General features: G+C 37.0%; 11 protein-coding genes and 3 pseudogenes. 7 read left to right on the forward strand and 7 right to left on the reverse strand.

Going from position 1 to position 16,444, the window contains the following annotated elements; translation table 11 throughout:
- Positions 1-220 precede the first annotated feature (220 nt).
- From JCM17102_RS10545 to creD, 3 genes are read left to right on the forward strand one after another with little or no spacing between them, the layout of a single operon-like run.
- On the forward strand, positions 221-808 hold the full coding sequence (locus JCM17102_RS10545; protein ID WP_025075084.1) for a hypothetical protein: 588 nt from the start codon (positions 221-223) through the stop codon (positions 806-808).
- Positions 805-1,101 (forward strand): winged helix-turn-helix domain-containing protein, encoded by a 297-nt coding sequence (locus JCM17102_RS10550; protein ID WP_025075085.1) that lies wholly within the window; start codon positions 805-807, stop codon positions 1,099-1,101. The genes JCM17102_RS10545 and JCM17102_RS10550 overlap by 4 nt, the downstream gene beginning before the upstream one ends.
- A 25-nt stretch (positions 1,102-1,126) precedes the next feature.
- The gene (gene creD / locus JCM17102_RS10555) at positions 1,127-2,473 is read left to right on the forward strand and encodes a cell envelope integrity protein CreD (RefSeq protein ID WP_025075086.1); all 1,347 of its coding nucleotides are present in this window, start codon (positions 1,127-1,129) and stop codon (positions 2,471-2,473) included.
- Positions 2,474-3,290: 817 nt separating this feature from the next.
- Here creD and JCM17102_RS10565 read toward each other — a convergent pair.
- Complete coding sequence (locus JCM17102_RS10565) at positions 3,291-3,734, reverse strand: GNAT family N-acetyltransferase (RefSeq protein WP_025075088.1); 444 nt, start codon at positions 3,732-3,734, stop codon at positions 3,291-3,293.
- Between the two features lie 33 nt (positions 3,735-3,767).
- Positions 3,768-4,787 (reverse strand): LacI family DNA-binding transcriptional regulator, encoded by a 1,020-nt coding sequence (locus JCM17102_RS10570; RefSeq protein ID WP_025075089.1) that lies wholly within the window; start codon positions 4,785-4,787, stop codon positions 3,768-3,770.
- A 198-nt stretch (positions 4,788-4,985) separates the two neighbouring features.
- On the opposite strand from JCM17102_RS10570, the gene JCM17102_RS10575 reads away from it, so the two are divergent.
- A complete protein-coding gene (locus JCM17102_RS10575) occupies positions 4,986-6,428 on the forward strand; it encodes a mannitol dehydrogenase family protein (protein ID WP_025075090.1) in 1,443 nt (480 codons plus the stop codon).
- Positions 6,429-6,458: 30 nt separating this feature from the next.
- Positions 6,459-7,773: pseudogene (locus JCM17102_RS27160) on the forward strand (MFS transporter).
- 92 nt (positions 7,774-7,865) lie between these two features.
- On the opposite strand, the gene JCM17102_RS10585 reads toward JCM17102_RS27160, so the two are convergent.
- The gene (locus JCM17102_RS10585) at positions 7,866-8,225 is read right to left on the reverse strand and encodes a winged helix-turn-helix transcriptional regulator (protein WP_025075091.1); all 360 of its coding nucleotides are present in this window, start codon (positions 8,223-8,225) and stop codon (positions 7,866-7,868) included.
- 166 nt (positions 8,226-8,391) lie between these two features.
- Between JCM17102_RS10585 and JCM17102_RS10590 the strand changes: the two genes are divergently transcribed.
- Entirely contained in the window at positions 8,392-8,919 is a 528-nt protein-coding gene (locus tag JCM17102_RS10590) for a DJ-1/PfpI family protein (RefSeq protein ID WP_025075092.1), read from the forward strand.
- A gap of 668 nt (positions 8,920-9,587) precedes the next feature.
- Positions 9,588-10,232, forward strand: a pseudogene (locus tag JCM17102_RS10595) (ATP-binding response regulator); the annotation flags it as partial.
- Positions 10,233-10,240: 8 nt separating this feature from the next.
- On the opposite strand, the gene JCM17102_RS10600 reads toward JCM17102_RS10595, so the two are convergent.
- From JCM17102_RS10600 to JCM17102_RS27165, 4 genes and pseudogenes are all read right to left on the reverse strand, one after another.
- The gene (locus JCM17102_RS10600; protein WP_025075094.1) at positions 10,241-11,041 is read right to left on the reverse strand and encodes a LytR/AlgR family response regulator transcription factor; all 801 of its coding nucleotides are present in this window, start codon (positions 11,039-11,041) and stop codon (positions 10,241-10,243) included.
- Positions 11,041-12,072: a sensor histidine kinase gene (locus JCM17102_RS10605; RefSeq protein ID WP_025075095.1), complete on the reverse strand. Its 1,032-nt coding sequence runs from the start codon at positions 12,070-12,072 to the stop codon at positions 11,041-11,043. Before JCM17102_RS10605 ends, JCM17102_RS10600 begins: the two co-directional genes overlap by 1 nt.
- A gap of 30 nt (positions 12,073-12,102) precedes the next feature.
- Positions 12,103-13,407 carry a TolC family protein gene (locus JCM17102_RS10610; protein WP_025075096.1) on the reverse strand — a complete coding sequence of 435 codons (1,305 nt, stop codon included), beginning with the start codon at positions 13,405-13,407 and terminating at the stop codon, positions 12,103-12,105.
- A gap of 2 nt (positions 13,408-13,409) precedes the next feature.
- A pseudogene (locus JCM17102_RS27165) lies at positions 13,410-16,441 on the reverse strand (efflux RND transporter permease subunit).
- Between the last annotated feature and the right edge of the window lie 3 nt (positions 16,442-16,444).

A 16,444-nucleotide genomic window follows, 5' to 3' on the forward strand; every position in this document is an offset into this window, starting at 1 on the left:
GTCTGTAATTCTGTAAATTGTTTTTCAAATCCGCCTTACGAATTCAAAACAGAACGGATCTGTTCTTTAAAATCTTCTTCTTTCGGAGTAACAATGATATACCTCCCTTATCAACTTAGCGACATAATCCTATCATCATCAATTTTTCAAAATTATTCTGCTTAATCTTTGGCTATCTGAAATCTTTTATTTTACTTTGCGGTACAAAGTACTTTTTTAAATGAATAAAGATAAAGCATTAGAATCGGTAAATGAGATAAAAGAGTTGATGGAAAAATCTTCCAAGTTTATCTCGATCAGTGGTTTCGCAGCTATTATGGCTGGGATTTACGCATTAACAGGTGCAAGTATTATAGTATTAATTCCTAGTCTGACAGATACGCTAGAGTCTATAATTATGGTTGCTATGGCTGTATTAACAGCTTCGGCGATTACAGCATGCATTCTCTCATACAATAAATCCAAGAGAATGCGACAAAAGTTTTTTAGTAGACTAGCTTACCGGACATTATGGAATTTCTCACTTCCAATGCTGACTGGAGGAGTACTATGTATATCCATTTTGTGGCATGGGTATTATGACATAATATCTTCCATCACGCTTTTATTTTATGGATTAACTTTGATAAATGTCTCCAAGTTTACTTATTCTAATATAGCATGGTTGGGATATGCTTTCATCTGCTTGGGAATTATAGATAGTTTTTGGGGAGGTCATTCCCTACTATTCTGGACTATAGGATTCGGCGGATTCCATATTTTATATGGGATACTATTCTATATTCATTACGAAAGAAATCATAAATGATAGAAGCATTTCAAAATATAAATAAAGCATTCGAGAGCAAGGTCCGGCTAGGCATTATGGCTGTTTTGATGGTCAATGAAGAAATGGACTTTAATACTCTGAAAGAACTGCTTTCACTGACAGACGGCAATCTGGCAAGCCATACCCGCGCATTAGAAGAACTGAACTATATCGAATGCAACAAAGGTTTTGTAGGACGAAAAACAAGAACCGTTTTTCGAGCTACCCCACAAGGAAAAGAAGCCTTTAAAATTCATATTGAAGCCTTGGAGAGATTTTTAGAATCAACATAATCATTCATTTAACACAACTATTCTTATGGACAATTTCAATGAAGAATTAAATGAGCAGACACAACAACCAATGGGTTGTCTGCATCGCTTCTCTAAAACGATTAAGATTCTTATTATCGGAGGCCTCGTAATTCTCTTGATGATACCTATGTTCATGATTGAAAATCTAATAACCGAACGAGGATACACTCAAGAAAATGCTATCAATGAGGTAAGCGAGAAATGGAGTTTGGCACAAACAATATCCGGACCTTACCTGAATATCCAGTATCCAGTTACTACGGAAAATAATGAAAAGAAAGAAGTATCCATCAAAGACTTGATACTATTCCCAGACGAACTACTTATTGACGGACAACTGAAAACCGAAATTCTAAAAAGAAGTCTTTATGAGGTTAATGTATACCAATCCGAACTGACGCTAAAAGGTTCTTTCAGCTCAGAAGAGTTAATAAAAAGCAGAATAGATATGAATAACCTGAAATTTGATCAAGCTGCTATCTGCCTAAATCTGACTGACATGAGAGGTATCAGTGAACAAATTAGTATTACATTGGACGATTCTGTTTATATATTTGAACCCGGTATGGATAATAGAGGAATAAACAACACAGGAGTTCACGCCATCGCTGACCTTTCAGCTCTGAAAACGGATAAGAAATTACCTTATGAGATCAAAATCAAATTGAAAGGTTCACAATCTATCAATTTTATTCCATTAGGAAAAACAACTCAAGTGAATCTGAAAGCTAATTGGAATACCCCTAGTTTTATAGGAAATTACCTGCCTAACAATAGAGATATTACTGAAAATAATTTTTCTGCACAATGGCAAGTGCTGAATCTAAATCGTAACTATTCGCAAGTTACAATTAACTATAACCAAAATATCAAAGATATAGAAAACTCCAGTTTTGGAGTCAATTTCAAGATAGCAGTGGAGCAGTATCAGCAATCCATGCGTTCTGCCAAGTATGCCATTCTCATTATCTTACTGACATTTGGAGTTATATTCTTCACTGAAATCATGAATAAAACTCGCATCCATGCGTTGCAATATCTGTTAGTGGGATTAGCGCTCTGCCTGTTTTATAGTTTACTCCTTTCTTTCTCCGAACATATCGGTTTTAATCCTGCATATTTGTTGTCATCAGCATTGACTGTCCTATTAGTAGGCGGATATATGCTTGGCATTATCAGAAAAAAGAAACCTGCGTTTATTATGGTGGGACTATTAAGTATACTTTATCTTTATATATTTGTCCTCATTCAATTGGAAACTTTCGCACTGCTAGCCGGTAGCTTAGGATTGTTTACCATTTTAGCCATCGTGATGTATTTCTCGAAAAAGATAGATTGGTTCAATGAATAAATAACTTAGCCACATGAATAGAAGCAAAATATTAATAATTACAGGTATTATTATACTTACAGGAATCATACTACTTGGATTTTGGGGATTCCCCATAGGCATCTTCCTCGGTTCTATAGTTGGACTATATTTTGGCATTTATAAAAAAGATAAGTTATTTATTAAATGGTCTTCTATAGCTTTTATTCTAGATTTAATTTTTATTATTTATTTCTGTATACAAATTCAGCATATGGATTAAATGAAAATACGATAAATCATTTGCTTTCTTATGGAACACTTGACAAATGACTTTTTATGTTGTATCTTTGGAGAAAAATAAAAAATACAACAGTATGATAGAATAAGAAATATGAATACATGAAACATCTACAATTCAAAGCATTTTGAGTATTAAAACATACTTATATTAGGGCATTAATTAATCGATTAATGCCCTATTTGTTTATTTTACATCATAATACAATTCTATTTTTACTAATAAGCTCATAAAATAGTTTATAATAAAGTAGAGTACCTTTTATAATAAATGTGCACGAACTTTATTATAAATCCAATCGGCATTTATTGTAATTAGAAACCCAAAATGTAAAGAATAGTAAGCAGTAGTTTCCTTTAATTTAAAAGCACAATTTCCGACCATGCTTCATTGATAATATAATCACACAATACTAATTATTCATCCATACGATAGAATATCACATTTCCTGTGTTGCCCTAAGCTATATCTTTATTTTGAATCATACGGTAATCGCAGAAATCAGCTTTTTATATTCATCGACCAATCACTGTATATCCATTCCCATGGCAAACAACACTAAAATGTCTTTTTCAAATATACCATATCTACCAACTGTACACCATCTTCATACATCGGATGATCATAATTATCTGTAAAAAAGTTCTTTATCCGATGAGAGATAGAAAAGCCACAATATTCATAAAAAGAAACAGTAGAAAAAACATCTCCTGTGCCGACTAACATTACCGAACACTTATCATAATAATACCCAAACAGGAAGTCTATTAATTTCTTTCCATATCCTTTGCGCTGAAAAGCCGGAACGGTTGCAATATTTTTAATTTCATAAATTCCTTTACCTTCAGCTGTTACCACACAAACGGCTTTCAAACCATCCTCATACAGAGTAAACATTTCTCCACGCTCCAAGTATCTATCAATCATATTTTCCTGTTCATCTGCTAATAACAACAAATCCAGAAATTTTTTCTTATCTGAGGTAACCTTTTTTATTTCCATGTCTATTACTCTGTTACAAAAAAACAATTAAAATTATTGAGAAGATTTCTTCATACTAGAAGCACGTAACTGAATTTCTGCATCCAACACAATGAAACGGTTTGGAGACAAAGGATTCTTTATCTTTTCCAGAATCAATTCGGCCGCCTCCTTTCCCATTTGAAACAAAGGTGGCTCAACAGTAGTAAGTTGCGGATAAACAATCGTAGAAAGTACTGTCCCCGAAAAACTGGCAATAGCAACCTCTTCCGGTATTTTCTTATTCAGATCCCGAAGCCTATTCATTGCTCCGATAGCTAGCGTATCAGTAAAAGCAAAAACTGCATCGAAGTGCACCCCTTTCTCTATTAATATATTAGCAGCATTTTCCCCATCTTCAAATGTCAGACCTGTTTTAAGCATCATCTCTTTTTCAAATGGGATATTAAATTTAGATAATGCATCTTTGTATCCTCTTGCCCGCTCTATAGAGTTATAAACATCATCCGGTCCCTGCAAATGAACAATGCGCTTACAACCTTCCCGAATTAAATGTTCTACTAAAAAGAAAGCCTTTAAATAATCATCCACAATCACTTGAGAAACGTTCATACCATGAGGAATACGATCATAAAAAACCATAGGCATTTCCGATTTTTGAAGACGATTATACTCATCTTTATTTTTTTTATAACTACACAAACAGATGATAATACCGTCTACCATAAAGCGTTCCATCATTTTAAGATTTTCGCTTTCTTTAGAAGAATCTTCACCCGATTCGGCAATAATAACCTTTATTCCATTCGCATAAAGTATACTTTGTATACCATTAATCACTTGTGAAGCAAATGGTGTAACCATCTCTGGCACAATAACTCCCACTGTATTCGTATGTCCATATTTCAAATTGATAGCTACTGGATTAGGTTTATATCCTAAAGCTTTTGCTGTTTCCAATACCTTTTCTTTTGTCTCTTTACGGATATTCTTGTCATTCATCAACGCACGAGAGACTGTTGAAACAGATAAAGATAGCTGCCGGGCTATATCTTTAATAGTGATATGCTTCATGGAACTTTTTGTCTAAATTAAAACAAAAGTATGAATTTGAAACGATAAATCCTAATCATTGAGAACGTTTGCAGATTTTGGGAACGTTCCCGCAATCGTTTGCAGGTAAAAGAACCGAAAAAAGATATTGCTATAATACTCCAACCCCTATTTTTGTTATATCAAAATGAAATTGAATTTTATAAAACAAAAGAAATCATGAAGACACAAGTTATCTCTTACAATTACAACCGCAAACAGGTTAAAACAGGTATTTTACACATTGGTGTGGGAAATTTTCATCGTGCCCATGAGGAGTTTTACACTAATCTGCTGCTAGGTGATCCGACTCAACAAGATTGGGGTATATGTGGTGCAATGTTATTACCCAGTGACGAACACTTATATAAAACTCTTAAGAAACAAAATAACGAATACACATTAACTGTATGTGGGCGTAATGGCAAAGACGAAGTTTATCATATCGGTTCACTCGTCGAACTTATTTGGGCAATCGAAAATCCAGAGACTGTCATTACAAAAATAGCTGATAAAAGTACCCGAATTATTACACTTACCATTACTGAAGGTGGATATAATATAAAAAAATCAACCGGAGAATTCATGCTGGAAAATGAAAATATAAATTACGATTTAACTCATCCGCAAACCCCAAAATCAACTTTTGGATTTGTAGCCGAAGGATTACGCAGAAGGAAAGCTTCAGGAAATGGTCCTATTACCATTTTATCATGTGACAACCTACAACATAATGGAAATACTGCAAAAAAAGCATTTATCACTTTCATTCAAGCACAAGACGCAGAGCTGGCTACATGGGTAGCCCAAAATGTGACTTTCCCAAACAGTATGGTGGACCGCATTACACCCGCCACTCGTCCAGATGACATCATTCGTTTGAACACCCAAAACGGGACTAAAGATGAAGCACCGGTTTATTGTGAAGATTTTATCCAGTGGGTAATCGAAGATAATTTTATTGCAGGTCGCCCGGCATGGGAAAAAGTCGGAGTAGAATTTACTCAAGACGTTACTGCATATGAAAACATGAAACTAAGCCTTTTAAATGCCTCTCATCAATTGCTTTCATATCCATCTTTCCTTAGTGGCTATCGCAAAGTAGACGACGCAATGCATGATGAACGGATTACTAAATTTGTCCGTACCTTCATGAATATAGACATTACTCCATACGTACCAGCTCCCGGTAATACCGACCTGAATTTATATAAGCAAACATTAATTGAACGTTTCGGAAATCGTTCTGTCAGCGATCAAATAGCACGCTTATGTTTCGACGGGATCTCTAAATTCCCAGTATATATAATGCCCAATCTAATCAAAATGATCCAAGACCATAAGGATCTTTCACGACTCACTTACCTTTTTGCCACATACCGTCACTATCTGAAATACAAAATCGATGATAAAAGTGTTACATTTGATATAGCCGAACCTTGGATAACAGCCGAAGATGAAACACTAATCAAAAGTAACGATCCGATCGACTTTCTGGCACTATCTCCTTTTCAAAGTACAGACTTAAAAGCAGCTAATGATTTCGTAAAACAATATCTGCTAATGGTAGAAGCTATCAAAGAAAAAGGAGCTATGTCTGTTCTAGAAAACCTGCTATCATAAAAAAGGTTTTATTATCTCAAACTTTACATCATGGATACACAAAGAAAAAATAGTCTGGGACCATTTATCATCCTGACTTTCATTTATTTTATCGTAGGTTTCCTGACAACTGTCAATGGACAATTTCAGGGACCTCTGAAAATTACATTTCTTTCCCAAGTTGATGAGTTAAAAAACACATTGACAACCCTTATTTCATTCTTTTTTTTCCTAGGATACCTGCTAAATAGTTCTCTGGGAGGAAAATGGATAAATACACATGGCTATAAAAAGACTCTAATACGGGCTTTAACTGTGATGGTTGCCGGACTACTAATGTACTCTCTTTCTTCTTGGTTCGTTGTAAACTACGGAGATGCTTGTCTGCAAATAGCTAATGACACAATTCCTTACGGTTATTTTATTTTCTTGTTAGGCTCATATCTGATGGGAACCTCTGCCGCACTACTTCAAGTCGTTATCAACTTATGTAGCCGCTTACGAATTGCCTCACACACAACCAGTACAACGTATGAATATCGTATGTGCCATTAATTCATTTGGTACAACCATTGCTCCTTTCTTTGTAACGGGAGTGATCTTTGCAGGCGTAGCACTTGAAAGTATAACAGCTACTCAACTGATGGTCCCATTTTTCCTAATAACGTTATGTGTACTTGTCACCACATTAATCACTTCCCGCCTAAACTTACCTGATCTCCAAGAAACCAGAGCAAACAGCAGAGAAAAGCTAAAACACAGCATTTGGTCCTTCCGTCATTTAACATTGGGAGTAGTTGCAATCTTTTTCTATGTTGGTGCCGAAGTAGCTGTAGGTGTAAATGTCAATCTTCACGCCATGGAATTAATTGAATCCGGCAAAGGTCTGTCTTTTTTCGGCAGACATCATCTCATCCTTTGGGGACTGGACTTAGGAATTCCTGCTTTATTAGCTACACTCTATTGGGGTGGCCTAATGGTCGGAAGACTTATTTTCAGCTTATTCAATAATATTACACCACGTATATTACTGACTGTTACGACATCTATCGCAGCTATCCTGACATTAATAGCTATAATCAGCGACAACCTATGGATACTGGTATCTGTTGGTTTATGTCATTCCGTCATGTGGAGCTGTATTTTTACTCTAGCTATCAAAGGATTGAAGAAATATACCTCAAAAGCTTCAGGCATATTTATGATGGGAGTATTCGGAGGTGCCGTCTTCCCTGTCTTACAAGGTATATTAGCCGATACTTTAGGTGGATGGCAATGGACATGGTTAATTGTAGTAGTATGTGAGTTATATATGCTTTATTATGCTCAGATCGGCTCGCGTATTAAAGATGAAGAATGTCAATAAATGCCTAATTATAATAAGTCTATTTGCAAGTAAAGTTAAATTTCTCACATGCAGATAGACTTAAAATAATTTAGAATGTCTCTATCCATAATTCAAATTCGATTACTGACTTTTTGTCTGTGTTCTAGAATGACATTCATATTTTTTAATGCCCATCGCACCAGTCCTTCAATATGAGGAATCAAACTACCTCCCGTATCAGTCAGGCAATACTCCACACGTGGAGGAACTTCTGCATAAACTTTACGTTCCACTAATCCATCCGCCTCAAGAGTACGCAATGTAACAGTTAGCATTCGCTGGGAAATATCACCAATCGTTTTATGTATATCACTGAAACGCATTATACCATTCGCATTTAATGTAATAAGCACTAGCATAGACCACTTATCTCCTAAGCGGCTAATCACATCCCTTACGGGACAACCTCCTGTCGGATGAAAGTTTTTCATTCTTTAACTTTTTGTATTTTATTGAATTTCAACAATAGTTACTTCTATGTAACTTCCTTATTCTCAGATACGTTCTTGTTTATAAGAAAGAAGAAAAATACATTTGCATCACAAAAGTAATAAACTTACTAATGATAACTATTATTTCATTATAAAATTTATAATTATGGCAAAGAAAGTAGCAGTTTTAGCAGTGAATCCGGTAAATGGTTATGGTCTGTTTCAATATTTGGAAGCATTCTTCGAAAATGGTATTTATTATAAGGTATTTGCCGTCTCGGATAAAAAAGAAATCAAAACTAATTCAGGAATCAGCTTGATAGTAGATAATATAATTGCCAATCTAAAAGGGCATGAAGACGAATTTGATGCAGTTGTATTCTCATGCGGAGATGCAATGCCTATATTTAGTCAAAATGCACAGCAACCTTATAACGTAGATTTAATGGAAATAATTAAAACTTTCGGAGAAAAAGGGAAAATTATGATTGGGCATTGTGCCGGTGCAATGATGTTTGATTTTGCAGGAGTAACGAAAGGAAAAAAAGTAGCCGTTCATCCGTTAGCTAAACTGGCTATTCAAAATGGTACAGCTACTGATAAAAAAACTGAAATAGATGGAAACCTCTTCACAGCACAAGATGAAAATACAATTTGGAGCATGATGCCGCAAATTATAGAAGCATTAAAATGAAAAATTGATTAATCTGAAAAAACGAATATTTTAATTCTTCTGATTACGATATCCCAAGACATTTTACACTATGTAAGAAAAAGTCTTGGGATTTTTTATTCATACAAATCCAATGTGATTAAATTAACATTTTAATTCAATCACATTGCTACAATTAAACAAATAAATATATTCATTATATCTTTCTTTTTCAACAAAAACGGATTTTTGATTATTTCAGAACAACTAAAAAAAGATAAACTAGAGCTAAATTCCCCTTCTCAAAGCTTCATTTTTTTGTTCCTTTAAAAGGAAAGAAAGGTTGGTTTAAAAGGAAAAGATCGTTGGTTTAAAACCAACGATTAGTTTCATAACGCTAAACTAGCTATATGATGATATCCCAAAGCGTATATTTCAAGCAAGAAAATACAAAATCCACTCACAAACTGCATATTATTGCAAATCTTTAGGCTATTTTTCTCCTATTTTCTTCTTTTCAACTTTCCCACATTCGATTAAAATCTTAAAAAGAGAACATTCCTTGTCTATAAATTAATTTCAAGTATTATTAGCTTTTTATCATTAAAAGACATTTAACTCATTTATCACTAGTTCTTTTGCTAAATACAAAAACAAAGTTGTAAGATTGCTTGAATTAATTTATGACAGGAATCGCTTTTCACAAAGATTTTTATGTAACCGATACTGGATGTGGTATCCCTAAAGAGAAACAAAAAAGTGTTTTCGGTCGTTTTGTCAAATTGAACAATTTTGCACAAGGTACAGGTTTAGGGTTATCAATCTGTCAGACTCTGGTAGAACATATGGGAGGCAGTATCGGAGTGGAATCGGAAGAAGGTAAAGGCTCTACATTCTGGTTTACTCTTCCTTATAAACCTGCAAACTCCACCGACGATAATAAAAAGAAACCCGATATTCAACCGATCACTATTGAAAAAAATAAATTTACTATTCTGATTGCAGAAGATAACGAAAGTAATTATAAATTATTCGCTTCTATACTCAAAGGAGAGTATCAGTTGATTCATGCTTGGGACGGAGAAGAAGCAGTAGAAATGTTCAAGAAATATAATCCGCAAATTATATTAATGGATATCAATATGCCTGTAATGGACGGATATGAAACAACCCGGCAAATCCGCAAATATTCGGCAAAGGTACCGATTATCGCAGTCACAGCTTTTGCATATGCTTCTGACGAACAGAAAGTCATGGAAAGCGGTTTCGACGGCTATATGCCCAAACCAATTAACGCGCGTCAGCTGAAAGCTCAATTGACAGACATTATGCAAAAACGTATCATCCTGTTGTAATGATTAAGTCAATAATTCAACCAGACTTTGAATGCTGAAATTTTGTCTTTGCTCACAATAATTTTATCTTTAAAGGGCGGTATCACATGTACTACCGCCTTTCCCAGAAAATAAGGTTCAATTCGCTGAATCGCATCCACACAAACTAATGTTTGGCGATTAGTCCGGAAGAAAATATCCGGATCTAATTGCTCACTAAGTTTATCCAAGGCAAAGTCCAGAACATATTCTTTATTATTCTTAGTCACTACAAAAGTAAGCTTGTTTTCCGAATAGAAATAGGCAACCTCATTTACTGCCAATGTAAAAAGCTTATTGCTGAAAGAGATAAGAAAGCGGGTACGATATCTTTTATTTTCTGCAGTCGAGAGTCCTTGAGCATCAGTTAAACTTTCCAGAACCTCCAGTATCCGGTTCTCACGATTAAAATCTCGTATATATCTCTCTGACAGGTTCTCAAAACGTTCAATCGTTTGTAATAAACGCTCCTGATGAATAGGTTTCAATAAATAATCAATGCTATTTACAGTGAACGCCCGAACGGCATATTCATCATAAGCCGTTGTAAAAACAATCATGCTATCCGGACGTGCCTGTTCAATAAACATAAATGAATTACCGTCCGTCAATTGAATATCCAGAAACAAAATGTCAGGATGTGGATTAGAACGGAACCATTCAACAGATTCTTCAATAGTACCCGGCAATATCATTACTTCCCAATCCGGACGCAATGACTGTATCATCTCGTGTAGCAAACGAGCTGCCGGCACTTCATCTTCTATTATAGCAGCTTTTATTTTACTCATTAAAGCAAAGGTATTTTTACAATGAACTTATCTGAACTATTTTCTATCACAATATCCTTATCACAAAGGAGCTTATAACGAGCAGAAAGATTTTTCAATCCCATTCCCGATGTGCTTCCGCACTTTTTAGGACGGACAACATTACTGATAATCAGTCCCGGAGGCTCCTCAATGGCAGTTAGTTCTATAACCATCGGCTTTCCCGAATGAATCACATTATGCTTGATAACATTCTCCACCAATAATTGAAGAGTTAATGGAGGTAACTTCATTTCTTTCCATTCGCATGGAATACAGTTGTGAACATGAATACAGTCTCCCAGACGAACTTGATGAAGGAATATATAAGAATCAAGAAACCCCAATTCGTCACGCAATGTAGCCAAACGTTGATTCTGACATTGAAGAATATAACGATACACATCGGAAAGATGCTGCGTGAAAAGTTCCGCATTCTTCGGATTGTATCTAATTTCAGAAATCAACGTATTCAAGCTATTGAACAAGAAATGAGGATTCAATTGATTTTGCAGAGCCGTATATCGAGCCGTATTGTTTTCTTCCTGCAATGCTGCCGCCTGCTTTTGCAGCTTGAGTGTATGTTGCATAGACCGGTTGGCTAATAGTAATCCCAAAATAACAAGTTCTACCAGCCAAACGATTATTAATATACGCCATCCCCCATGAGGAAATACAAACGGCCGGGAAACTCCTACCAAAAATTTAGCAGTAACCAGTAAACCGTAATTGAGCAGGAAAAACATCGACATGACCATCGTATAAATGGAAATCAGCTTCCAACGACGATGAAGATTTACCGAATATTGATTATCAACCCACGTACTTAAACGAATTGTAGAATACCCCAGTAAATTGAAGGCTATGATAAAAAACAGTAATGTTCCTACCGAATAGAGCGCATCCGACACTTTATCAGAGAACCCTGCATAGTTGGCGAGCAGAAAAAAGGAGAACACGCCCAATCCTGAAAACAGGCTACTATATAATATGTGGTTCTGTTTTAAACTCATACAGTTCTTTTCAGACAAAGTTACTGTTTTTTATCGACTTTCATAGCTGTGAAGAGCTTTTATTAATTCCGAATAATGCCCCTGCGCCGCAGCTTTAGCTTGTACATAATTTACTTGTGATGTTTGCCTGTAAGTCTGCGCTTCAATTACTTCTACCACAGATACCTTTCCTTCATCGTAACGTTCCACTGCTTTTGCCTCGTTTTCTTCCGCTTTCGCTAACGAACTTTCACTTAATCGTACCCGTTCGATGGCCTGCGACAAAGCTTTACGCGCCACACTGACTTCCAGTTCCACCTGATCTGCCACCTTATTCAAATTATCTTCCGCTATACCTATGCGAAGCGAAGAAGCACGCTTCTCACTTCGCCGTTTTCCCCATTCGAAAATAGGTACGGAAACTTTGGCATATACTGCATAATTAGGATCCAGATCTTTTTTAAAGTTATATCCGGGAGATGAATAACTTCCATCTATTCCCACATAAAACTGGGGTTTGAATTGCGAATCATTCAATCTCTTTGTACTCTCGGCTATACGAATACGATCATAAGCCATGCCAATCTCGGGACGCGTCATGCCTGTAGCGAGCCAGAGTGAATCATTAACCACCACCATCGGTATTTGCGAATCCAGTTCGGTGGAGTGTTCCAACTGAATTCCGATCATAGAGTTCAATGCCATCCTTCCTGTCTCAAAATTGCTTTGTGCCTGTAGTAATTGATATTCCGCCTCATTCAATTTCACTTCTGCCATTAACAAGTCTTGCGGATCGACAAAACCGACCTCTACCCGCTCCTTAATTGTTTTTACTAAAGCAGCTATCGAATTCCGAAAATCTTCTGCTACTGAAACTATTTCCAAACGGGCTACAGCACTCCAATATTGAATATCTGTCTGGAAGCAAACAGCATCATTCAGAACTTTCGACTGGTTACTAGCCAAAGATTGCTGATGTTGTGCCATCCGAATGGATTCCAACAGACGACCTCCCGTATAAACCGGTTGCAACAGAGAGAGAGAACCTCCATAGTTTAATTGTTTTCCCTCTATCGTCTTCGACAATCCAAGAGAAGGAACATCTAACGAAAGCTCTAATGGATTCTCGGTATATTGGAAATTAGCTGCACCGGAAAGTTTCGGTTTCAAATCCGCACGTGCAGACTTCTCAACTTCCATACTAGCGGCAATATTCTTTTCAGCAGCTTTCAGATCATGATTGTAATCCAATGCCATTGCCCGGTATTTCTCTAACAAAGGACTCTGCTGAGCTAAAACCGGCACAGACAAACAAACACTTCCGAAAAAGAATAAACAAACTATTATTTTTTTCATCTTTATCTTCCTTTTACTTTATAAAACATAGAATACAATGCAGGGGTCACAAATAATGTCAGCCCTGTGGCAAAGGTTAGTCCGAAGATAATGGTAGCAGCCATACCTCCGAATGCTACATCGAATAATAACGGTACCATACCGAAGATAGTAGTGGTAGCTGCCATCAGTACCGGGCGAGTACGGGAGACTGTTGCCTCGATAATTGATGTGTACAAGTCAATCCCGCTTCGATGTTGGACGTTAATCTCATCAATCAATACAATTACGTTCTTTATAATCATCCTAGCAGCCCCAACCAACCGGCTATCGGGAAGAAACCAAAATCAAAGCCTGTCAATAACATACCAACCGCAATACCTATCAGCGACAGAGGCAAGACACATATAATAATGATAGGTTCACGAAAATTACCGAATAAAGCCACCAAAATCACAACCAATGCAAGAAAAGCCAAAGGAAAATATTTAGCTACCGCCTGCATTGCTTCTCCCTGATCCTTATATTGAGCATCCCAAAAGAAGGTATATCCTTCCGGTAGTTGAATGTTTTCAATCTCTTTCCTGATTTCTCCATGTACTTCCGCCATAGTATGTCCCGGCTTCACACCACACATAGCGGCCATAGACAACTGCCGATTGTAAGTTCTAATCTGTGGAAATTCCCAAGTCGTTTCAATCTGCTCAGTCACTTGCGACAACGGAGCCGATTTCTCACCATTCCAAATAGAAAAATCCCCCAGAGAATTAGCATCCATAATCTCTATATTACCTGATTTCAACAAAACAGGAACTTTCTTTTCATCATCCCGATAAATGCCGACAGGCAAACCATCGTTTATAGACTTAACCGATTCCATCATAGAGGCTTTCGTTATCCCCAACGCACCGGCTTTTACCGGATCATATATCGGACGGATCATCATCGTCATATTTCCCCATTCATTTCGGGCATCTGCCACTTTAGGATTTCGACGCATAATTTCAATAGCCTGTCCCGCCAATGAATCGAGGACTGCCGGATCGGGTCCAAGAAAACGAGCTTCAATGACGGCTTCCGTTAGCGGACTTAGCTCGAACTTATTTACTTTAACCAACGGTTCGGGATATTTAACCGGAATTGAATCCTGCAAACGGGCATGCAACTGGCGAGACAGTTTGGAAGTTTTACACTTAACCAATATTTGCGCATAATTAGACTGAGGTCCGAAAGACACATTGGATAAGTAATAACGTGGAGGTGTACGTCCGATGTAGGTAGATACCATTTCCGTCTCTTCCTGTTCCTGAATATAGGACGCCATCTCCATAGCTATTCTGTCTGTTTCCTCTATTTGAGTTCCTTCGGGCAACCACATATCTAATGTGAAATACTGCTTATCTAATGCAGGAACAAAGACTTTCGGGATAAACTTAAAACTCCAGGCTGCCAATACAAGCATTACGACCATACAGCCGACTGTTGCATAACGGCGACGAATCACCCAACGCAAAGAAGCCCTGAACTTATCATAATACTTACCAGCGAAAAGTGTCGCCTTAAGTTCGTTGGGTCTCGGACGACGGACAAACTCCTGAATGAAGAAAGGAGTCTGCGTCAGTGCAAAGACCCAACTGAACATCAGCGAAACGCCGATCACTACAACTAAGGATGACAATAATTCACCTGTAATATGTGGCGAATAATATATCGGTAAAAAAGTTAAAATAGCAATTACTGTTGCTGCCAGCAGTGGCAATGCAGTGGAAGAACAGGCTCTCAAAATAGCCACCCGTTTACGCATTCCTCTTTGCATATTGACCAATGCCGAATCAGATACTACTATCGCATTATCTACAAGCATTCCCATCGCAATGATAATAGCTGCAAGGGACATACGTTGCAAAGCAATTCCTTGGGAAAGCATCACAATCAAGGTGGCAAAAATAGAAAATACCAAACCACTTCCAATCAGAATACCATTCTTGAATCCAATGAAGAACAATAAAATAGCAATTACCGTCACCACTGAAATAATCAGATTCCAAATAAATCCTTGATTCGCTACTGCCGATTCATAACCTTGATCGTAAATGGTTTGTAATTCATAACCTTCGGGCATTATTTCTATAAACTCATCAATCTTTACTTTTACAGCTTCTGCCATATCCACCACATTACCGGTGGGTACAGTAGAAATGGCTATACCTATTGCAGGTTTCCCGCCAATCCGCATTTTATTACTGGGAGGATTCTGATAGCTCTCTTTCACTTTAGCAATATCTGCCAAACGGAAATGTTCACCTGTACGTGATACGATCGTCATATCCCGAATATCATCCAAAGAATAGAAGTTTCCGGTAGATTCAATACGAATTCTATTTACTCCGGCATCTATTCCTCCAGCATCTACAACTCTATTCTGAGCATCAAATGCACGAGATATATCAGCAGTAGTAATTCCGCTTCTTGCCATGACAGATGGACTGAGAATGACATCAATGGTTGGAGACTGCACTCCATAAATCTCAACCTTTGCAACATCCTTTACTTTGAGCAATTCGTTCTTGATCAACTTCGCCTGGTCTTCCAATTCCCTGTAAGAATAGCCTTCTCCGGTAAGTCCACAGAATACCCCTAACACATCTCCAAAGTCATCGTTCACTACTGAAGGTCCTGCCCCGGCAGGAAGTTTCGATTGCACATCATTGACTTTACGGCGAAGTTTATCCCACAACTGTTGCATTTCTTCTGCACGAATTTCTTTTTTCACATAGACTGTGATTTTAGAGAGTCCGGCACGATTTTCTGTTTTTAAGTAATATAGCTCACCCAAAGACTGAATAGATTCCTCCAGTACATCTGTCACTTGAGACTGAACTTCGGAAGGAGAAGCTCCCGGATAAGGAGTCAATACCAATGCCTGTTTGATAGTAAACGGCGCATCTTCCAGCTTTCCCATTTTGACATAAGCCAACAAACCGCCTCCTAATATCAGTATCAACAGCAGAATGGTCACCGACCGTTTCTGCAAGAAATATTTTACAAATTTCATATT

Source organism: Bacteroides faecichinchillae JCM 17102 (genome assembly GCF_000614145.1).
Classification (GTDB): domain Bacteria; phylum Bacteroidota; class Bacteroidia; order Bacteroidales; family Bacteroidaceae; genus Bacteroides; species Bacteroides faecichinchillae.